Source organism: Nostoc sp. FACHB-190, assembly GCF_014696905.1.
Classification (GTDB): Bacteria; Cyanobacteriota; Cyanobacteriia; order Cyanobacteriales; family Nostocaceae; genus Nostoc_B.
Genome location: NZ_JACJQW010000006.1, coordinates 100031 through 120943 on the forward strand (window position 1 = coordinate 100031; position 20913 = coordinate 120943).

22 protein-coding genes and 1 pseudogene are annotated in these 20913 nt (G+C 40.6%); 6 read left to right on the plus strand and 17 right to left on the minus strand.

Annotated features, from left to right (window positions below; all coding sequences use genetic code 11):
- Positions 1 to 1513: 1513 nt before the first annotated feature.
- A pseudogene (gene relB, locus H6G28_RS36425) lies at positions 1514 to 1735 on the plus strand (type II toxin-antitoxin system RelB family anti-toxin); the annotation flags it as partial.
- Positions 1736 to 2400: 665 nt separating this feature from the next.
- On the opposite strand, the gene psb34 reads toward relB, so the two are convergent.
- From psb34 to H6G28_RS09865, 8 genes are all read right to left on the minus strand, one after another.
- On the minus strand, positions 2401 to 2571 hold the full coding sequence (gene psb34 / locus H6G28_RS09830) for a photosystem II assembly protein Psb34 (RefSeq protein WP_190588561.1): 171 nt from the start codon (positions 2569 to 2571) through the stop codon (positions 2401 to 2403).
- A 350-nt stretch (positions 2572 to 2921) separates the two neighbouring features.
- On the minus strand, positions 2922 to 3263 hold the full coding sequence (locus tag H6G28_RS09835; protein ID WP_190670502.1) for a cupin domain-containing protein: 342 nt from the start codon (positions 3261 to 3263) through the stop codon (positions 2922 to 2924).
- Positions 3264 to 3278: 15 nt separating this feature from the next.
- Positions 3279 to 4448: a zinc-dependent alcohol dehydrogenase gene (locus tag H6G28_RS09840; protein WP_190670504.1), complete on the minus strand. Its 1170-nt coding sequence runs from the start codon at positions 4446 to 4448 to the stop codon at positions 3279 to 3281.
- A 190-nt stretch (positions 4449 to 4638) separates the two neighbouring features.
- On the minus strand, positions 4639 to 5016 hold the full coding sequence (locus tag H6G28_RS09845) for a hypothetical protein (protein WP_190670505.1): 378 nt from the start codon (positions 5014 to 5016) through the stop codon (positions 4639 to 4641).
- A gap of 57 nt (positions 5017 to 5073) precedes the next feature.
- A complete protein-coding gene (locus H6G28_RS09850; RefSeq protein ID WP_190670507.1) occupies positions 5074 to 6270 on the minus strand; it encodes a zinc-dependent alcohol dehydrogenase in 1197 nt (398 codons plus the stop codon).
- 55 nt (positions 6271 to 6325) lie between these two features.
- Positions 6326 to 7021 (minus strand): SRPBCC family protein, encoded by a 696-nt coding sequence (locus H6G28_RS09855; RefSeq protein WP_190670508.1) that lies wholly within the window; start codon positions 7019 to 7021, stop codon positions 6326 to 6328.
- 75 nt (positions 7022 to 7096) lie between these two features.
- The gene (locus H6G28_RS09860; RefSeq protein ID WP_190670510.1) at positions 7097 to 8194 is read right to left on the minus strand and encodes a DJ-1/PfpI/YhbO family deglycase/protease; all 1098 of its coding nucleotides are present in this window, start codon (positions 8192 to 8194) and stop codon (positions 7097 to 7099) included.
- Between the two features lie 142 nt (positions 8195 to 8336).
- Positions 8337 to 8732, minus strand: coding sequence for a DUF2267 domain-containing protein (locus H6G28_RS09865; protein WP_190670511.1), 396 nt, complete (start codon positions 8730 to 8732; stop codon positions 8337 to 8339).
- 307 nt (positions 8733 to 9039) lie between these two features.
- On the opposite strand from H6G28_RS09865, the gene H6G28_RS09870 reads away from it, so the two are divergent.
- Both H6G28_RS09870 and H6G28_RS09875 read left to right on the plus strand, forming a co-directional pair.
- Positions 9040 to 9423 (plus strand): DUF6335 family protein, encoded by a 384-nt coding sequence (locus H6G28_RS09870; RefSeq protein WP_190670513.1) that lies wholly within the window; start codon positions 9040 to 9042, stop codon positions 9421 to 9423.
- Between the two features lie 361 nt (positions 9424 to 9784).
- Positions 9785 to 10960, plus strand: a complete 1176-nt coding sequence (locus H6G28_RS09875) for a class I SAM-dependent methyltransferase (RefSeq protein WP_190670515.1) — start codon at positions 9785 to 9787, stop codon at positions 10958 to 10960.
- Between the two features lie 337 nt (positions 10961 to 11297).
- Here the strand turns inward: H6G28_RS09875 and H6G28_RS09880 are convergent, their stop codons facing one another.
- The 3 genes from H6G28_RS09880 to H6G28_RS09890 form a co-directional block, all read right to left on the minus strand.
- Positions 11298 to 12188: a polysaccharide deacetylase family protein gene (locus H6G28_RS09880; RefSeq protein ID WP_313949897.1), complete on the minus strand. Its 891-nt coding sequence runs from the start codon at positions 12186 to 12188 to the stop codon at positions 11298 to 11300.
- Between the two features lie 125 nt (positions 12189 to 12313).
- Positions 12314 to 12964 (minus strand): tRNA (adenosine(37)-N6)-threonylcarbamoyltransferase complex dimerization subunit type 1 TsaB, encoded by a 651-nt coding sequence (gene tsaB / locus H6G28_RS09885; RefSeq protein WP_190588551.1) that lies wholly within the window; start codon positions 12962 to 12964, stop codon positions 12314 to 12316.
- A gap of 114 nt (positions 12965 to 13078) precedes the next feature.
- Complete coding sequence (locus H6G28_RS09890; protein ID WP_190588550.1) at positions 13079 to 13327, minus strand: Ycf34 family protein; 249 nt, start codon at positions 13325 to 13327, stop codon at positions 13079 to 13081.
- An 85-nt stretch (positions 13328 to 13412) separates the two neighbouring features.
- Between H6G28_RS09890 and H6G28_RS09895 the strand changes: the two genes are divergently transcribed.
- Positions 13413 to 14675 (plus strand): tRNA nucleotidyltransferase/poly(A) polymerase-related protein, encoded by a 1263-nt coding sequence (locus H6G28_RS09895; protein WP_190670516.1) that lies wholly within the window; start codon positions 13413 to 13415, stop codon positions 14673 to 14675.
- Positions 14676 to 14852: 177 nt separating this feature from the next.
- On the opposite strand, the gene dusB is transcribed toward H6G28_RS09895, so the two are convergent.
- The gene (gene dusB, locus H6G28_RS09900; RefSeq protein ID WP_190588548.1) at positions 14853 to 15905 is read right to left on the minus strand and encodes a tRNA dihydrouridine synthase DusB; all 1053 of its coding nucleotides are present in this window, start codon (positions 15903 to 15905) and stop codon (positions 14853 to 14855) included.
- Between the two features lie 217 nt (positions 15906 to 16122).
- On the opposite strand from dusB, the gene H6G28_RS09905 reads away from it, so the two are divergent.
- Positions 16123 to 16539, plus strand: a complete 417-nt coding sequence (locus tag H6G28_RS09905; protein WP_190588547.1) for an element excision factor XisH family protein — start codon at positions 16123 to 16125, stop codon at positions 16537 to 16539.
- The gene (locus H6G28_RS09910) at positions 16527 to 16874 is read left to right on the plus strand and encodes a XisI protein (protein WP_190588546.1); all 348 of its coding nucleotides are present in this window, start codon (positions 16527 to 16529) and stop codon (positions 16872 to 16874) included. The genes H6G28_RS09905 and H6G28_RS09910 overlap by 13 nt, the downstream gene beginning before the upstream one ends.
- 167 nt (positions 16875 to 17041) lie before the next feature.
- Here H6G28_RS09910 and H6G28_RS09915 read toward each other — a convergent pair whose 3' ends face one another.
- The 5 genes from H6G28_RS09915 to H6G28_RS09935 all read right to left on the minus strand — a co-directional run bounded on the left by H6G28_RS09915 (position 17042) and on the right by H6G28_RS09935 (position 20906).
- Positions 17042 to 18526: a S8 family peptidase gene (locus tag H6G28_RS09915; protein WP_190670518.1), complete on the minus strand. Its 1485-nt coding sequence runs from the start codon at positions 18524 to 18526 to the stop codon at positions 17042 to 17044.
- 310 nt (positions 18527 to 18836) lie between these two features.
- Positions 18837 to 19196, minus strand: a complete 360-nt coding sequence (locus tag H6G28_RS09920) for a hypothetical protein (RefSeq protein WP_190670519.1) — start codon at positions 19194 to 19196, stop codon at positions 18837 to 18839.
- A 130-nt stretch (positions 19197 to 19326) separates the two neighbouring features.
- Positions 19327 to 20181: a class D beta-lactamase gene (gene blaOXA, locus H6G28_RS09925; RefSeq protein ID WP_190670520.1), complete on the minus strand. Its 855-nt coding sequence runs from the start codon at positions 20179 to 20181 to the stop codon at positions 19327 to 19329.
- A 104-nt stretch (positions 20182 to 20285) separates the two neighbouring features.
- Positions 20286 to 20507 (minus strand): hypothetical protein, encoded by a 222-nt coding sequence (locus H6G28_RS09930; protein ID WP_190670521.1) that lies wholly within the window; start codon positions 20505 to 20507, stop codon positions 20286 to 20288.
- A gap of 6 nt (positions 20508 to 20513) precedes the next feature.
- A complete protein-coding gene (locus tag H6G28_RS09935; RefSeq protein ID WP_190670604.1) occupies positions 20514 to 20906 on the minus strand; it encodes a hypothetical protein in 393 nt (130 codons plus the stop codon).
- Between the last annotated feature and the right edge of the window lie 7 nt (positions 20907 to 20913).

Genomic DNA, 20913 nt, shown 5'->3' on the forward strand with positions numbered 1-20913 from the left:
AAATAAAGGGCAGATGGAGTGTAAAATATAAACTCCATCTGCGTCATTTTACTTACCAACAAGCAGCGTAGTAGCCACAAATCAAATTTATGAGCCAGATTCTCTCAAACACTTGGTTTTATTGTGATAAAACCTCACGCAATCAAGGCGGAATATTACATTTGAGAGGTGACACACATTAATTTCTAGTTGTTATGTAGAAAAAATTTCCAGCTTTGTATTCGTCGCACTTCACACATCACAGGTTGCAGAAGTAATTGTATAAAAGTGCGGTTGATTCCAATTGAATTGATGAACTGCAAGCAGGCTAAAGTTTTCCCCATACTTCAGACTATTACCTATCTAGTAACTCTACAATACCTCCAGAAACTTGCAGAGTTAGACCATCAGTTCATCAAAGAATTAGTTAACTTACAGGATTGAACTCTACTACATCAACCAGATACTACAATGCCGTACCTGTTATAGACTTGAGTTGTTTGCTTTACGCTTTTGATTCCTTATATGTCAAGAATAACATACATCTTGCAATTTTACTTGCGCCAGAAATTTTTTTTTCGCAATTCAGTAATTTGACATTGTTACAGGTATATTTATCCATCTATAAAATACTGAACAATTATGCACAAATCTTGTTTCTTAAAACTTTGTATAGGATGTGAGGTTGTAATAATTTTAACTTATATTTCATTTAACAACTTGCACTTTTTAGCTAATCTTTAGCTGTGGAAGTTTTTGCAAGCATCGCAGCACTCATTAGCGAAATAATTCCATATTTACTAATATAAATAGACAGACTATTCTATCTAAAATCAACAACATAAATTATTTGATTTCCGGCTTGAGTATAAATGCCTTATATGAGGAATTGATGATATTTCAAAACTCAAAAAATCAAAGCATAGTGTAATTGTGAGCTTTGATTTTTTCTGAATGTGAACTAGTTGTAATCACAAATACTGTTTGTCAAAAATTTGATTAGCGCAAGTAAATTGGCGAGATGTATGATATTCTTGATTTAGGGGAATCTCAACCGTCAAATTACAACTCCTCATGTGCTTGCCAATTGAATATCAGCCCAGCCTAGTCATTAATTAGTGACGGCTTAACGTTAATCGAAAAGGAGCAAAGCCGTCCAAGAATTCGGTTTTTCGTTTGGCGAAGCTGTTTCTAAATGTCAAGCTGGACTGATTTTTCTATACATTGCTTTTCTAGAAGAAATTAGTCTTCATCTGACTGTGATTAAGCAAAAATTTTGCATCTACTTGCTGTAGTTGTAACAGTTTTGGCATTTTTATTCACAAGATTACAAGTAAAAATTCAGGAGTCAGAATCCAGGAGTCAGAAGCTTAAAAAGCTTCATTACATTCTTCTCAAGAACGATAGATTAATCATCCTGAATTACTCTTAAATTCTGAATTCTGACTTCTGTGTGCTGAATTCTGACGATTACAGTTAATTTTTAATTCCACAATGCAAAATTTAACTTGGTACAACGGAGAGATAAAACCTCATGAAAATGGATGTGAATCTATGCAACAATCTCAAATCAATTAGAACTCGCTTGGGTATGAGTCAGCAAGATTTAGCTGATATGGCTGGCGTAAGTCGTCAGAGTATTAGTGGTGTGGAATCAGGCGAACACGCTCCTTCTGTGGGGATGTCTCTGCGTTTAGCCAAGGCGCTGGGTTGCAAAGTGGAGGATTTATTTTGGTTTGAGGAAGAGTTAGCAGATAATTTTGAGCAAACAATGACAGATTTATCGGTGGCTGTGGAAGTTGGGAGCTTATCAGTCAACATTACAGTAAACGGAGTTGGCGATCGCACAGATAATGCTGCTTTGTCAGAAATTTTGATGACATTGAAGCAAATTTACGATATCCGAACGGGGATTGTACAAAATGGTTGCGGGAACTGTCTTGGTTATTTGCTCAAGTTGTCAACTGGTCAGTTACCCTGAGAAAAGTGAAGATATCTTGACTGGTTCGTTTTGCTAAGAGCGATCGCAATTCTTTTACCCTTACACGTTATTTTGCATACACCCCAAAATTTTGATTTGCTAAACTTCTAGCATGTAATTGCTTACTCTTTTGGAAAAAAGAACACTGGCAAAATGGTTCTAGCACTTGGGTGAGTATTGGCGCTTGTGAACAAGCTGGGGAAAGTTGTTATACCAATTTGAAAAATGATTGCGACAAATGGGTTACTGAAAAGCTCACCAGTAAGCAATTTCCCAATCCAAAATCCAAAATCTAAAATCCAAAATGGTATTAATACTCAATTGCTGAAGCTTGTGTTTTGTGATTATACGAATAATAAAAAACCTCGGCGAAACTAACCGAGGTTCAAGGAGAAGGTCTGAATGTCGATGGGAGATACCGATACCGAAGTCTAAAACTCTTAGCTAACTGCAAAAGCAAATAATACTAAACCTGTTACAAACAAACTTGCAACGGCAGCTTGGATAACGTAACGACGCTGTTCCCAAATTGCTGGGTATTCAGCGTAGTAAATCTGGGGTTCGGTTGCATAGTTATTTAAAACGCCATCTTCATTAACGGTGGTATACATAATTTTTTTCCTTGCTTGTTAACTTATGTAAACAAATTTAACAAGTTTGTTACAAAACGTCAACTAGACTTGACAAAAAAAAATTTATTATTTTCATTACGCTAACTTATCAGCTGCTGGCGGAAGGGTAATACCATTTTGGATTTTGGATTGAGAAAGGGTTTACAGGTAAACTTTTGGACTGGACTTCCTCCATACACCCTCAATACGGTTCGGATAAGAAACTTACTTGTGTAGGCAAGCAAGGGTGCAGGGGTGAAAGGGGTGAAAGGGGGAAGGAAGGTACGCTCTCCCCTGCACCCGAAGCCCCTCCGCCCCCCTGCTCACCTCAACAGGTGAACTATGAACACTTAATTTTCATCACGTCCATGAACTTGGGCGGGTGGACTGGTGGCTTCTACGGCGGTGAATGATTCGAGGATTTTGTAAGTGTGGTGTGAACCTTTGGGAACAACCCAAGAACTACCAGATTCTAGCAAAATCATTTGTCCTTCGATGTGTAGTTCTGCACGACCATTAATTACATAACCAACAGTTTCATATTCCCGTGCTGTTGGTGGTTTATCTTCTCCTGGTTGTTCATTTTCCCAAAGGCGCATCGAAACTGTTTTACCAGAAGCTAGATATTTTTGACCGAGTTTACCTTTGGGTGAATGGCTAGAATCTATTTTTTTAACGCTGGTGTCAGTCATATTTCATTAATCACTTTATGGTTTGAGAACAACTTTGATACAGTTATCTTTTTTCTCTTTAAAAATTTGGTAGCCGTGGGGTGCTTGGTCTAAAGGTAGAGTGTGAGTGATTACGAATGAAGGGTCGAGGTCGCCGTTTTCAATGTGATTGAGTAAGGGTTTTAAGTATCTGTGGACATGGGTTTGTCCCATTTTGAAAGTCAAACCTTTGTTCATTGCTGAACCCATTGGAATTTTGTCGAGGAAGCCACCGTAAACTCCGGCAATTGAGACATGACCGCCTTTACCAGCAGCCAGAATTACTTGACGTAATGCTGTTGGACGGTCTGTTTCTAGACGAACTGCTTGTTTTACTTTGTCGTAGAAAGCCATCGCATCTGTACCATGTGCTTCCATACCCACAGCATCAATACAAGCATCAGGGCCACGACCGCCTGTCAATTCTTTGAGTGCTTCCCCAATGTCTACCTCTTCATAGTTGAGGACTTCAGCTTTGCCTTGTTCTTTGGCCATTTGCAGGCGTTCGGGAATGCGGTCTATGGCAATAACGCGCTCTGCACCAAGGAGAAAAGCACTTTTAATGGCAAATTGTCCGACTGGGCCACAACCCCACACTGCAACTATGTCACCCAATTGAATGTTGCAGTTTTCTGCGGCCATGTAACCAGTCGGGAAAATGTCAGTTAAAAATAGAACTTGCTCATCTGTGAGGTGGTCGGGAATTTTGAATAAGCCAACATCTGCAAAGGGTACTCGGACATATTCTGCTTGTCCGCCAGCGTAACCGCCAAATAAGTGCGAATAACCAAATAAGCCTGCTGGTGAGTGACCCATTTGAAGTTCTACCAGCCAAGCATTTGGGTTGGAGTTATCACATAAAGACCATAAATCGCGCTGGCAAAAAAAACAGTTACCGCAGGATATTGTGAAGGGAACAACAACGCGATCCCCTATCTTAACATTCTTAACTTCACTACCTAATTCTACAACTTCCCCCATAAATTCATGCCCAAGGATATCGCCTTTTTGCATGGTGGGAATATAGCCATCATAAATATGCAAATCTGAACCGCAAATTGCTGTGGAAGTAATTTTAATAATGGCATCACGCGGGTTAATAATTTTGGGGTCAGGAACCGTTTCTACCCGCACATCGTTTGCTCCATTCCAGCAAACTGCTTTCATAATTTTTAGTCCTTTGTCATTTGTTTTTGGTCATTAGTCATTTATCATTTGTCATTTGTGAGAACATATAAATCATGGAAGTAATAGCTAGATAAACAAGTGCGTTAGGCAGTTTGATTATCTTTTTCGTGAAACATCTAAACTCGCCTAACGCACCCAGAGGGCTATCTTTTTACTTTTGCCTTTTTACTTACATTCTATCTCTGAGTTGTTTGCTGGGAGGATTTTGATAATAACCTTCTCTGCTACCTTGAGGTTGATTACCACCAACTGCTTCGCCTGCTTTATTTTTCGCATCTTTGAGAAACTCTTTTGTAGCTCTGGGAGTGTCCTCATCTAAGTTTAGTTTCTCGCGGATATTCTCAGCAGCATCTTTCAGTTTAGACTGAGCATTTCTAACTTGGTTGTCGTTTTGACCTTCGGGTACGCCTTTGTAATAAGTTCCTTCGGGAGTTGTCACATCAGCTTGTGCTACGTTGACAAAGCTAAAGGCTTGTCCCAGTAAGAACATAAATCCTACTAAGAAAACAACCATAATTTTGCGTAAGCTAGAAATCACTTGCTTCATAAATAACCTCATTTGCTTTATTTATTTGTGTGTACAACTGAACGGCTATCAGCCAATTCATGGTTTGAGGACAACTTTGACACAGTTATCTTTTTTCTGTTGAAAAATGTGATAACCGTGAGCCGCTTCTGCTAGTGGGAGTTGATGAGTTACCACAAAAGAAGGGTCGAGTTTACCGTCCAAGATTTGCTGGAGTAACAAGTGCATATATTTCTGTCCGTGCATTTGTCCCATTCTGAAGGTTAGACCTTTGTTAAAAGCTGCACCCAAGGGTATTTTGTCAACGAAACCACCATAAACACCCATAATTGCCAGAGTGCCGCCTTTACGACAGGCTACCATCATTTCTCGTAATACGTGGGGGCGATCGCTTTCTAGCTTGAGTTTTTGTTTTGTCTGGTCGTAGAAGTCTTCTAAACCAACACCATGCGCTTCCAAACCGACTGCATCAATGCAAGCATCAGGGCCGCGTCCGCCAGTCATTTCTTTTAATGCTTCACCTGCATTAACTTCTTCGTAGTTAATTACTTCGGCTTTGGCATATTTTTTCGCCATTTCTAAGCGTTCGGGGAAGCGGTCTATAGCAATTACTTTTTCTGCACCCATCATATAGGCGCTAATCATGGCGAACAGCCCAACTGCACCGCAACCCCACACCGCTACTGTATCACCTGGCTGAATGTCACAGAGTTCTGCACCCATGTAGCCAGTCGGGATAGCATCGGAGATGAACAATAGTTTTTCATCAGGTATATCTGACGGAACTTTGACAACACCCACATCAGCAAAAGGTACGCGGATATATTCGGCTTGTGCGCCTGCATAGCCACCTAATAAATGAGAGTAGCCATAAATTGCTGAGGTGACATTGCCAAATAACTTTTCTTCTAACCAACTGTTAGGGTTAGAATTATCGCACAGCGACCACATATCACGCTGGCAATAAGCACAATTACCACAGCCAATGGTTGAGGGAACAACAACGCGATCTCCAGGGAGAAGCCGCTTCGCGTCTACGCCTATTTTTAAATTATTAACTTCCCTACCAACTTCGACGACTTCCCCCATAAATTCGTGACCAATAATGTCACCTTTTTGGACTGTTGGGATATAGCCGCCATATATATGTAAATCCGAACCACAGATAGCTGTGGAAGTAATTTTAATAATCGCATCGCGGGGATTAAGAATCGTCGGGTCTGGTACCGATTCCACCCGCACTTCATTAGCACCTTGCCAACAGACTGCTTTCATAAAAGTATGAAGTGTGAAGTATGAAATGTGAATTAGAAAGTGTGAGTTTTATCCTTCATCTTTTGCCTGTTGGCTGTCCTTCGGTGGTGGCGATTTCTCCGGCTTCCATGAGCATTTTGAAGCGGCGTAGGTCATCACCGATTTGTTGTTCTGGTTCTTCGCCAAAAAGTTTTGCCAGAGCCGCACTTATTCCACCGCCGGGGATGTTGTATTCTAAAACTACTTTGACTTCTGTACCTCGCTCGCCTGGAGCTTTTTTAAATCTGACAAAGCCGGAGTTATCAATATCTGCGCCTTCGACAGAAGCCCAAGAGATAAACTCGTTTTCTCTATCTTCGAGAATCTCTGCATCCCATTCAACGTTGTTAGCTAAAGGCGCTTTTGCAATCCAATGCGAACGTTTTGCGTCGTATACCTTCACCGATTGCAGATGCTTCATAAAGGTGGGTAACTGCTCAAAGTTGTGCCAATAACGGTAAAGTTCATCGGCTGGTTTATTAATAGTTACCGTCTTTTCAACTTTGATGGGTTTATTAATTCCCAGGGCTTCTTGTGCTTGCTGTATTGTGCTTTGCTTAGTTAACCCTTGGTAAACTAAACCACCGCCAGCCAGTGCAGTTAATACACCTTTTAAAGAGCGTTGACTTAAACCTGTGAGTACCATAGCCCCACCGCCAATGAGAGAAGCCCAGCGTTCCATCTCATTAGCTTCTGGGGTAGTTTTAGTTGTGCGATCGCCTGTTGAAGTCACTTTAATATCTCCTTAAAATCATTGCAGAGGCGTAAATATCTTTCTCTGCGATATCTGCGCCTGGAGCGGTTCGTTTTACATAGAAACAGCTGCACCAGTTGTCGGCTTAGGAGATTGCACTCCCGCACTTAGCCGCGCCCGATATAGCTCTAGCAAACGTTGTTCGTCTTTTAACAAATCGCCGTAAATCTTTTTGAAAATATCAGTTGCTATGGGGTCAGTAAACATTGCAGATAAATTACCAATGTCCCCAATACCTGTTTGTAAATCACCCAAAGCACAACGGATTTGATAGATATCATCACTACCAGATAAAGCCGCTTTTACCTTGGCATATTGATTAGCGATATTGGCAGCTATCGAAGGCTTTTCACCTAATTTATTCAGGTAGGTTTCTAATATTTCAATGTGACGCTGTTTATGCGCCATTAACTCTTGAAACAGTGCCTTAGCTTGAGTATCAGACTCTTTTTCGTAATACTTTTCTAGAGCTTCTAGAGAATAACGTTCACCACTTAAAGCCGTATTTAAACCTTTAGCAATTTCGCCTTTAGTTGAACCACCCCAAGCATCAGCAATTTTCCACCATTCGGCGTTAATATCTGTTTCATCGGGAAGAGCCACATCTTTACCACCGTAACCAAGACGGCTGAGAATAGCTGTGGTAAAAATTGCCAAGTCTCCAGGTTCGCGGGAAGTAATTAAATTACCATCCACTACCAGGGATTCATCTTGATAGTTTGCACCCGCATTGAGCATATCGCGGCGGATAGCCACAAAACCAGTAGCGCGTTTTTCTCTGAGCAAATCGCCTTCAATTAATAATTGTGGCCCGTGACAAACTGCTGCTACGAGCTTTCCTTGTTGCAGAGCTTCTTGGACAAAGCGCACTGTATTGGGGTTGCGGCGCATTTTATCAGGAGCCATCCCACCAGGAATTATTACTGCATCGAATTCTGAGGCGATCGCTTCTGTAGTTGTACCATCTGCTTGAACAGAAACTCTACCGCGTTTACCTTTATATTTTTCGTTCATCCGCGCACCGAGGACAACTACATCTATTCCTGCTTGTTTCAGCCCGTGACAAGGAACTATAAATTCTGCATCTTCGACATCATTTTCAATTAGAATTGCAACTTTTTTCTTCCCAGAATGATTGTTTTGATATGACATGGAATTACCTATTTTGCTTAATTGTTAATTGGGTGAAAGTTGATCAATTACCAGCCAATAGAGGCTAGAGATTAGAGGAATGTAATTTATTGAGATGAAAAATGTTATAAAAATCACGAATCATATAATCTCAGGAAAACTTTCATACTTCACTAGTAGATGGTGCAGGAAATAGTTCTTCGTAATCGTGACTAAAATGGGCGTGAAACCGAGAAAAAATTTCAGGCTTGATGGCATTTTGCAACACAGCGAAAACTGCTCGGACATGAATTGCAGTAGTAGTAGGTTCTATATGTTCTTTTTGGCTAACACGTTGAATAAACTCTTGGAGATGAAAACTTTGAATACTTGCTTGTGTTTGTGCTTGTAAATAATCACTTAGTTCCTGTGGAAGTTGTGCAGCTAAATCTTGAATTTCACTTTCTGCAATACGTTCTTTAATAGTTTCTAGAGTTGCACGAGTAGCAAGTTCCGCCTCCTCACGAGAATTAGATTGAGAGAGACTTTGGACATGGGTAATAAACTCGTGATATTCCACTTTTAACCTCCACTAAAATTACCTCAATACTTATTTGAGTATGAGAAATTTTTACCAAAAAAAGTTATGAGTTTAGAAGAAATTAAGGGGGCTTGTTGTGTGGGTTGAGTACTTCTAACTCATAACTAACAGATTCAACTACAAGTAGCTTAACCTTGAATTTACTCTTATAAGATTAGGCTGTAAAAATTACATTAACTTCGTTCTAAGGGGATAGATTTTTTTACTACTAAAGTCATACATCGAAAGTCAGACCAATTTTATTAATAAAAACGTTATGGTAAGGATGCAGAAAAGGCAGATATATATGACAGAAAAAAATCAGCATCCTGAAGTTAATTCAGAAGATTTACCACAAGAAATTACTGAATCTTACGGCACTGGAGTCAAAGAATTACCAGGGTACAATATTGGTGAGCGATCGCTTGATCAAACTACCCCAGAGTATCCCGATAGCCCCGAAGTCACCACTCAAGACGGTTATACTTACTGGCAAGATACCGTAGGCGATGAAGCTGTTGGTGGTACTGTCGCCGTTCCTGAACAAGATGTTACCGAAGAAATCGCAGCAGCCGTTGGTTTAGAAATGAGCGATCGCGCCTTCCTCCGTACCAACGAAATTCTCGAACAACGCGATGATCGTCGCTGGGAACTAGACCCAAAATCCTCCGAAGATTACCAAGAACGATGAGTGTTAACCCGCATTTCTCACAAGCTTCAGGCGTTTGATGGGGCAGAGGGGCAGAGGTGCGGAGGGGCAGGGGAGAGAGTACCTTCATTCTCCCCTGCTCCCCTGCACAGGCTTTGAAAGGTGTGGTGAGAAATCCGGGTTAAGTGTTGTACACTGAGCGCACTTGTACTGAGCGCAGCCGAAGTAGTCGAAGTGTAAGTTCTAAGTTCTCCCCCTTGTCCCCCTTGTCCCCCTTGTCCCCCTTGTCCCCCTTGTCCCCCCTAACCTCTAACCTCTAACCTCCAGCCCCTAATCCCTAAAAATCCCTACCACAAATGTCCAGCATTTCGATAAACTCAGAAATGCTGCGATGTTGTTGATCATGTCAGATTCTCAAAGTGTAAGTGCTGCTGTTGCCAAACTCTACAATACCTATCCCTTTCCCCCAGAACCCCTGCTAGATGAACCACCTCCGGGTTATAACTGGCGTTGGAATTGGTTAGCAGCTTATAGCTTCTGTACAGGTCAAAAGCCGCAAAAGCAAGACATCCGCATTTTAGATGCTGGCTGCGGTACAGGTGTAGGTACAGAATACTTGGTTCATCTCAACCCCCAAGCTTCTGTAGTTGGGATTGACTTGAGTGCGGGTGCTTTGGCTGTGGCGCAAGAACGTTGTCAGCGTTCCGGTGCGAATCGCGTAGAATTTCATCACCTCAGCATCTATGATGTGGAACAGTTACCCGGTGAATTTGATTTAATTAATTGCGTCGGGGTTTTGCATCACCTACCAGACCCAATTCGCGGTATTCAAGCTTTAGCTAAGAAATTAGCCCCAGGTGGAATTATGCACATTTTTGTGTATGGCGAGTTGGGACGTTGGGAAATTCAACTTATGCAAAAAGCGATCGCCCTTCTCCAAGGCGAACAACGCGGCGACTACCGTGATGGCGTGCAAGTCGGACGCAAAATATTTTCCTCCTTACCAGAAAACAATAGAATTGTCAAATACGAAAAACAACGCTGGGCAATGGAAAACCAGCGCGATGAATGTTTTGCAGATATGTACGTTCATCCCCAAGAAGTTGATTACAATGTTGAGACGTTATTTGAATTAATTGATGCTTCTGAGTTAGAATTTATCGGCTTTTCCAATCCTGGTTTTTGGCAGTTAGATAGACTTTTAGGGAAAGCACCAGAGTTAATTGAACGGGCAGAAAATCTCAGCGAACGTCAGTTATATCGTTTAATAGAATTACTCGACCCAGAAGTTACCCATTACGAATTTTTCCTTGGTCGTCCTCCCCTAGCTAAAGCCGACTGGTCAAGTGATGACAAGTTGTTATCAGCTATCCCAGAATTAAACCCTTGTATTGATGGCTTTCCCAGTCAATGTATCTTTAATTACGACTACCAAATTGTCAACTTGTCCACAGCAGAGTTTGAGTTTATGCAAGCCTGTAATGGACAAGCAACGGTAGGGGAAATTTTAGCAAATGTGCAATTAACTTTGGATGGAGTGAGAACCTTGATCAAGCAGCAGTTGGTCATGTTGACATAACCGCCGAGGATCATAGCAAAGTACTGATACCAATTCACGAAATTACTGATACAAATCACTTCCTCTGTATTTCTGCTTCCGGTCGCCGAGCGAAGTCGAGGCGCTGCTTACCGATATGTATTATATTTAAAGTGAAATGGTATGAGTGTTGGGTCAACATTCTTCCCCTGCACCCTACACTCTTCCCGGTTCCCCGTTCCCTCTCCTTTCAGATACCTTTTTCACCCCGCCCGAATGAATTAGGACTTACGCAAGAAATCTTTCAAACTCTGATCACTTCGTGTCCTTTGCGTTCTTTGCGGTTCGTTTCTTTATACTTTTGCGTAAGTCCTGTGAATCATTGACGATGAGAATGTCCATCTTTGGTAACTATAGAAGATTCGGCTGTGACTACATCTTTGGCTTTGGTTTCCATTTCCAGCAATTCCGGGATGGTGACAAACTTATAGCCTTTCGCCTTTAAATCTGCAATAATTTGCGGTAGTGCCTTCACAGTGCGAGAACGATTACCGCCACCGTCGTGCATCAACACAATTCCACCGGGTTTGGCACTTTTGACAACATTTTTAATTAATGTTGGAGTTTGACCATGACGTTGAGAGTCTCCCGACTCATCAGACCACATAATGATTGCATACTTTTGACTTTTGGCATAATCCACTAAGCCATTGTGCAGAAAACCACCAGGAGGACGAAATAATGTGGTTTTCACTCCGGTCAGTTTATATATCAAATCTGCTGTGCGATTAATTTCACTCGCGGCGGTGGCTACATCCATCCGACGATACCAATGATGCCATGTATGGTTGCCCAAGACATGACCTTCGGCGGCAATTTGTTTAACAATTTGGGGATGGTAACTAACCATTTGCCCGATTAAAAAAAATGTTGCTTTAATATGATTTTGTTTAAGAATTTCTAATATTTGTGTCGTATTTTTTGGCCCTGGGCCATCATCAAAAGTTAAGGCAATAACTTTATCTGTTGTGGGTAATTTAGCTTGATAAATGGTTTGTCCTTGAAATTCCTTTGATACAGTTTGTTTGGTCGTATTTAAACTGGCATTTTGTGTAGTGACTGCTGATTTCTTATCTACTGATTGAGTCAATAGTAAAGGAATGTTAAGGGGATTTTTGAGTAATAACCCTGTGAGACTCAAGCCACCACCAGCACCAACCAGTGTAATAGTTCCTGCGGTTAAAAATTGCCATAATTTTGGGCTAAACACATCGATACTCCTCAATTAATAATGTATTAAGCACATATTTATCCGTAATTATTTTAGTTGTAGCTTACGAATTTTGCGTAGTGATGACAGCAGTATAACTATAATGTGGAGAAATGCCAGTGTTTTTAAATTTCTACTGGATGTTGTCCATAATAAGGTAAAGCTTCTGACCACTGAGGGCGTTTTCCTTGTCGCCATTCTAGATAAGAAAGTTCCAAAATATTTGTGACAGTTGCAGCTAAACCAGAGGTCGCATGAATTAACTGATACTCAGTATTGCTATTAGTTAAAGTTTCTTGCCAAGCTTCTGGGGTTAGTACTGTATCAGGAAATAAAGCTGTAATTTCTGAAGTGTGAGAATTAACTTGATAAATCGCACCAAATACTTTACCTCGTTGTGCTGGCATTTCCACAGCGATCGCTTTTTGAGTATGATTTTTATATGACCAAGCTACCGCCGCTAATGTTGAAATGGCAAACACGGGAATATTTAATTGTTGCCCTAAAGTACGGGCGAGAACTACACCAATACGAGTTCCCGTAAAGCCACCTGGCCCTTTAGCAACAGCAATAAATTCTAAATCTGCCCAAGTTTGTGGTTGGATAAAATCAACTAAATATTGATGTATATAACTAGATAAATCACGCCCTAAATTCCAAACATTTGTGCGAGTTTCGCCAGCAAAATTACTAATGGCAAAACCTAATTCTGGTGTGGTTGTATGCAGGGATAAAGCGTATTGCTGGGGTGGTAGAGTGGTTAATTCTGTGGTCAAAGCGAGTAATTATATTAATTTTCCTAGAGTTGGCGTGATATTTATTCAACCATAAAAATAGACGACTACTACAAGAAATCGCAGTAGTCGTTGATAATTTACCTATCATCTTCATCACGTCGGTACTAGTTCACCGGGACGCAATTTCGCCCATTTACCCATTTCTTGCTTAAAGCTAAGACAACCAACAACATCCCATTCCATTTCAATCACATCTTCTTTAGTACGGATGTTAACGTTAATAGAGGGTTCATTAGGGTCAAAAGTCGGGTTCTCAGTTAAATGAGGCTGTTGGTGTTGGGTTTCTACAGCATGATAGGTTACACAACGGTCTACGTATTGGCAGTTCACGCAAATACACATAATATAACCAACTCCAGGAGCTTTATTGCTAATCTAGCGTAAGCAAAGCTATTCTTCACTAGTTGCCGGGTTGATTTTTATTACAATGCACAGTTCTGTTTCTGCAATTCTCGCGCCACAAAATTGGCCTTTTAGTTTGGAATGCTTGCCACAACCAGCTTACATGGTAGGTGGTGCGGTGCGTGATGCGATTTTAGGCAGAACCCGTGAATATTGGGATCTTGACTTTGTGATACCATCGGATGCGGTGCAGGTAGCTAGAGCGATCGCTAAACGTTATCAAGCTGGCTTTGTTTTACTCGACGCAGAACGCAAAATTGCCCGTGTAGTATTTCCCCAAGCCACGGCTGACTTTGCCCAACAAGAAGGCAATAGCTTAGAAACTGACTTGCATAGACGTGATTTTACAATTAATGCGATCGCCTATAATCCCCACACCCAAGAAATCATCGACCCATTGCAAGGTTGTGCTGATTTACAACAAAGTCTGTTGCGTATGGTATCACCAGCCAACCTCGCAGATGACCCTTTACGGTTAATGCGTGCATATCGCCAAGCCGCTCAACTGAATTTTACTATTGAACCAAATACACAAAACACAATTCGCACCTTAGCATCACACCTCAACACAGTCGCAGCTGAACGAGTCCGTACCGAAATAGGTTATCTTTTAGCCAGTCCCCAAGGTACGCCCTGGTTAACCAACGCCGGGAAAGATGGTTTACTGGTGCATTTCTTCAAAAATGCTACAGCCGAAAGCTTTGATAAACTCGCCGCCGTTGACACAACTTCAGCCATCCTTGCACCGCAATTTGGTGCAGAATTACAACAATATGTGCGTGATACTGTGAAAACCACTTGGTTAGGTATTGCCAAACTTGCTTGTCTTGTAGATAGTAACCCCGGAGTTGCCGAATTAGAACTCCAAGAACTCACCTATAGCCGTGCTGAAATTCGCGCTATTACAACGGCTTTGAAATTATTCCCACAGTTAAAATCTACCAACAAGTCTATCCGAGAACAATATTTTTTGTTCCAAGAAGCAGGTCATGTCTTTCCTGTTGTCGTATTATTGGCGGTAGCACAAGATACTTTGGTAGAGGCGATGTCAGGCGACAAATCACTGTTGGTTTACTCACCTTTGATCAGCCGCTACCTTAACCCTGATGATCTGGTCGCTCATCCCACTCAACTAGTGAGTGGTAAACAACTAATGTTAGCACTAAATATTCCAGCCTCGCCAGTCGTCGGGGAACTGCTAACCGAGATTGCGATCGCCCAAGCAGAAGGTAAAATTGCTACAGCTACAGATGCGATTGAGTTTGCACGGCAGATGTTAGAGAGTTAAGAGTATGTCAAAATCTGTTGAGGCTGGGTGTAACGATGTAGGAAGGGTTTAGGGGTGTAAGGGTGTAGGGGGGTAAGAATTTAAGAGTTTTTGTTTACCTACACACAAACTTCCATCCCCCTTGTCCCCCTCATCTCCCTTGTCTCCCTTGTCCCCCCTGTCTCCCTCATCCCCCTTCTAAACCATCTGAAAACTAGTAGTTTCTTCCAAAACCTCATAACCAGATGCTAATTTTTCCATAGCGCGGTCAATTAAATCTAAACCTTGCTGGACTGTTTCAATCACACTTAATTGTCCGCGTAACTCAGCCGCGCCGACGAATCCTTTAGCGTACCAAGTCATGTGTTTACGAGCTTGACGAACACCGCGATCGCCTTTATATTCCCATAAAGCTTGTAAATGATCTCTGGCGCATTCTAAACGTTGAATTGGGGTTGGTGGCGGTAAAAGTTCGCCAGTTTTCAAGAAGTGGTCAACTTCGCCTACCAAAAAGGGATAACCCAAAGTTCCGCGCGAACACATCACACCATCAGCGCCAGTTTCCTCTAAGCATTTTACTGCGGCTTCCACCGAAAATATATCACCATTGCCAATTACAGGTATCGATAGCACTTCTTTCACACGGGCTATCCATTCCCAACGGGCGTTACCATTGTAACCTTGAGCGCGGGTGCGTCCATGCACAGTAATCATTTTCGCCCCTGCATCTTCCATCCGCTTGGCAAAATCGAGAATAGTGATTTCCTTGTCATTCCAACCAATTCGGGTTTTAACTGTTACTGGTACATCCACAGCTTTCACAACTTCCCGCACAATGGCTTCAGCAACTTCCGGCTGACGCAACAGCGAAGAACCACCGCCATTTTTGGTAATTTTATTTACCGGACATCCCATATTAATATCAACAGTATCAGCCCCTTCCGCCACAGCTTTCACGGCTGCTTCAGCTAAAAAATCAGGGCGACAGTCAAACAACTGGATACTAATTGGGCGTTCGTTAGGGTCAACTTCCATAATTTTAGGTAACTGCTTCACATAGTGCAGTCCCGTGGCATTGACCATTTCCGTATACATCATCGAATCTGGTGCATAGCGACGCACTAGCCGACGAAACACCAAATCTGTCACCCCAGATAAAGGCGATTGTAAAACCCGGCTTTTCACCTCAAACGAGCCGATTTTTAAAGGTTGAGAGAGTCTAGCTTGTAGACTGGGAGACAGAGTAAGCATATCAACAATTCACAATGCACACTTAATCATATCTCTTATCCAAGACGGTTGTTGATGATGGTTGGTGTGATTCCGGTCAACTTACAATAGTTATGAGACTGTTGGCGATCGCAGTTGTTGAGTCATAGCATTCCTCACAGTTTACACTTCCATGCGATATCACTCTTTTACTGGGTGTGATAGGTTTGAATTGCACCTATATATCGAATCTTCTTTTGTGGCTAAGGATCGTTTTCATCAAGTTGTTAAGATGGCTCTTACTAAAGATGGGTGGAATGTGACTCACGATCCATTTCAGATTAAAGTAGGTGGTGTAGATATGGAAATTGACTTGGGGGCAGAAAGATTACTAGCTGCGGAGCGAGGAGATGAGAAAATTGCAGTGGAAGTAAAAAGTTTTTTAGCCAGTGCATCGGCAATTTCTGAGTTTCATACAGCACTAGGTCAGTTTATTAACTATCGGGCTGCATTACGCCGTGGAGACCCTGATCGCATTCTCTATCTAGCTGTACCTAATCTAATCTATAACAGCTTCTTTCAACTGGATTTTCCCACCTCAATGCTGCAAGAAAATTCCGTAAAAATAATTGTTTACGATATTGAATTGGAGCAAATTTTACTATGGAAGGATTAACGGATAAATTAACGCACTACCAGCAAATTGTACAGCAATTGTTGATTGGTTACGCAGAAGTTAAGCCAGCTTACGGTGAGATTGAGGTTGAAACTATTTTTGATACGCAGCGCCATCACTATCAAATTGTGCATCTAGGTTGGTTACATAAACGCTGGGTGCATCATTGTTTAATACATCTTGATATTCGCAATGAGAAAATCTGGATTTTTTACAATTCAACAGAACATGATATTGCAGCAGATTTAGTTGATTTGGGCGTACCAAAACAAGATATTGTTCTAGGTTTTTATCCGCCTTTTATGAGGGAAATGAGCGACTATGCTGTGGGTTAAAAGCATAAACCCAGCACTGGGACAATATTTACCGGAGATGGTAGCAGCATAACGAGAGAGATGATTTTCAACTGACGATTGTTAAAGGCGATCGCACCCTGATTTTGGAAGTAGAGGCGTTATGTTAATAATTGCTATACCCATACTTAAAGCACACTCTCTAATGACTAACTTTTACCATTAGAAAAACCCAAAAATCGGCGATATTCTTCTAGTTGCTTTTGAAGTTGATCTAGTCGTTCTAAGAATTTTCCCAAATTACCATTATTGCCATTATTTGGGCTATCGCTTGGAGTCTCTTCATCGGTACTGTTGTAACTCTTAATACCGATATTGTCGTTATAGTAGTGGAACTGTAAGTTAGTTGCTGAATTAGTAGCGGTGGTTTGATTAGTCAGTTTAGCAGGAGAGGTAATTTCAGAAACCGAGTGATGATCAACGCTGAAATTAGTAGTAGAGATTTGATAACTAGATAATGCTATTGCAGATTTTACTATTGAGCTAGTGTTAATTGAATCAGTCTGATAACTAGCAGTGGCAGCTTGGGTATTATTTCCGGCGGTTTCTGTAATAATTTGCCGCACTTGTGTAGGAGTTAAGCTACGGTTAGCACTCAACATCAACGCAACTACACCAGCGACGTGAGGAGTCGCCATCGATGTGCCACTGTAAGAAGCATACTGATTATTCGGCACTGTTGAATAAACATCCACACCAGGGGCTGTCACATAAGCCAATTCATTTGTCCCAGAACGATTAGAAAAATTAGCCAAGTTATTATTTCTATCTACTGCGCCCACCGCAATTCCTGTATTGTTGGCGTAACGGGCTGGGTAGTTTGGTTGAGAACCGCCATCATTACCAGCCGCCATCACCACAACTACACCTTTACTATTGGCATACTCAACCGCATTTTGTAGAGTCCGGTTAGAAAAATTGCCCCCCAAACTCAGATTAATGACATTAGCACCATTATTCACTGCATAGTAAATGCCATTGGCTATAGCATTATACGAACCAGAACCAGATTCATTTAACACTTTCACCGGCATAATTTTGGCATTATAAGCAATGCCAGTTACACCATAGCTATTTTTCTCTCCCGCAATAGTGCCAGAAACATGAGTACCGTGACCGTTTTGGTCTAGGGTGTTGTTGTTGTTATTGACAAAATTCCAACCCCGGACATCATCAACATAACCATTACCATCATCATCTATGCCATTACCAGCAATTTCTTTTGTATTCGTCCAAATATTATTTTTTAGATCCTCGTGGTTGTAATCAACCCCAGTATCTATCACAGCGACAACAACACCTTTACCTGTGTACCCATTGTTCCAAGCTTCTGGAGCATTTACAAGGTCAGCACCCCAATTATTCCCCCCCGAATTTGGAACATTTGCAAAGGTATTTCTACCCACAGCTTTAGCTACAGCCGCCGCCGCATTTACTAACCCATATCCTGTAGTGGAACTATAGTTTTTGCTAGTTGCTGTAGTTATTTTTGCATTACTAGTTTGGTAATAACTACTGCTACTAAGGTAAGAATTATATTGATTTTTATTATCAAAACTATCTGCTGAGGAGAGCAGTTGAGAGTTTAGCCCGTTATGAGAAAGTAATGCTTTACTAGTATCATTAATGGGCATAAGTATTTTCTCCTCAAATAAAGTTAAGATTCCATATTTTTGGCAGCATTAACTGTTAAAACCTTGGCTCACTGGTTTTAAGCAATAAATTGACTATCCTTACCAATAATTACTATGGAATTAAATGGCAAAATGCTACTTTTCTTACAAAAACATATTCATCATAATTTAATGATTTAGGCTCATTTTTAGCAAAAACCAGCTTGAGTAAGGATTCACTAAAATTAGCTTTGTAAAAATCCACAGATCAGCGCCAATAAAAAATGATAGTTTGCTGATATTAACCAATATTTAATTCAACTGTGGAATATTAGGATAAAAATACGCCAAGGGTAATGCTAATGCTGTAAAGTACAACTCGATACAATCCTACTAATAAATAAGCATTACGAAGAGTATACTTACTCTTACCTGTAGAATCATGAACATACCAAAATATCAGCGATGATGTCATTGCCAGCACGGAACCAAAAATAGCCGATACAATCAACCATTCTGATTTAATTTGGGCTTCTCGGAAAAGCCACATCCAAAATCTGCTAGTAATTCCTAGACAGAGGGCTTCCCAAATAGGATTAATTATTGGGTTAGCAGGATGAAATTTTTGTATGGTTTCTACAACAATCAAACCTACTATAAAAAATAATCCGATGGTGATGAGTATAAGCATGAAAATTAACCGCAGGTGATTGCAGGCTTTGTAATTGAGCCTATAACAGAATAGACAAGGGAGATAAGGGAGACAAGGTAGACAAGGAAGAGAAATGTTTGTCAATTATTTGGGGTTGAGATAGGAAGTTTTAAAGTAATCCTAAAGCTTTGAAACTACGCCGAGTTAATTCAATTCTTTTAGGTGCATCAGCAGCATCTTTCATATCGATATTAGTGGCGAAGAAATAAACGTTCTTATTTTGTTCTAAATATCCGACAAACCAGCCAATGTTAGGTTTTATGCTCATTGCCCAACCTGTTTTGGCTCGTAGGATATAATTAGGTGTTTTCTCAAATATCATAATGTCTTGCACTAAATCGAATGTGCGTTGAGAAAAAGGTAATTCTCTACGATAAAGTCTTTGGAGAAATTCAATTTGTTGTTTGGGAGTAATTTGTAAAGGGCCGGATAGCCAAAATTTATCTATTTGTTCTGGTGTCCCAATTTGACGGTTTCCGTAACCAAATTGATTGATAAATTGCTGCATTCTTTCATGTCCAACTCGCCGCGCCAAGACTTGATAAAACCACACGGTGGAATCTTTATAGGCTTGGCGCATATTAGTATCTCGGTTCCAAGTTGGAAATTCTCTTACAATTCCATCCCAAGTCAAAATAGCAATTTCATCTTTAATAACTCCGGTTTCTAATGAAATGAGAGAATTTACAATTTTGAAAGTCGAAGCCGGAAGAAAGGCTGTAGAATTACGCGAGGCGTTATGTTGGTAAAATTTCTTATTATTTTGGTCGTAAATTAAAATTGATCCTTCAATTCCTAATTCTTTGAAATAATTGCCAAGATTCACATTTTGAGCAATCACTGATGGAGGTTGATTTGCTTGTGGTGTTGCAGAGATACCAGGAAAGCTTGTAAAGGTTAGCAGTGTGATGGTACTGATAATTGTAATCGAGATGATGAGTAGCGATCGCCCACTTCGTGACATAATTTTTATCCTCACACAACTGGCTGACAAACCAGAAATAATACAGCAACAAAGTAGGTAATTACCGAAATTTGTTTACTAAACTTAATTATCCTGATTCAACCTCAAGCTGACAAATCAGCTTGTAACCAAGAATCGTAATATCTAGCAAGTTCTTTGATAAAATTGAGTTCTTCACCTGCCAAATTATTAAACAGTTGACGATACTGCCAACCCCTTTCATAGCGACTTAGCATTTGCTCAGGCGTAAACTGATAAACATCTGCTGTCTGCCAACAAATTGACTCTAAAAAAGGCAATTTTTGAGGTCTAATCGGTGGATTCATTTGTTGTTACAATTTCTGATTTTTAAGGTTATTATTTTCTGGAAAATTGCGGCGTAAAAACTCTACAATCCATTGACCTAGAGTTATATTTTTATCAGTCCAGTCAGGTACTTGCTCTTCATCAATATCTATTTTGAGTGTTTCTTCAAGAGCAAATACAAGCTCTATCATGTCCCACTCCCAGCAGGGAAGGGATATGATATCTATAAATTTATCATCTGGATATAACTTCTCAGCCGGCACTTGAAAAGATTTAGCTAACTCTATACGGACACAATTTACTGTTTTTGTAGATAATTTATTCGATAATTTAATATTTTGAATAAATTCTTCATCACTCATATCAGAACGCTGTAAAATCTCATTTAATTTTTTAGATTTTTCAAATATAAATGTCATAATTTTT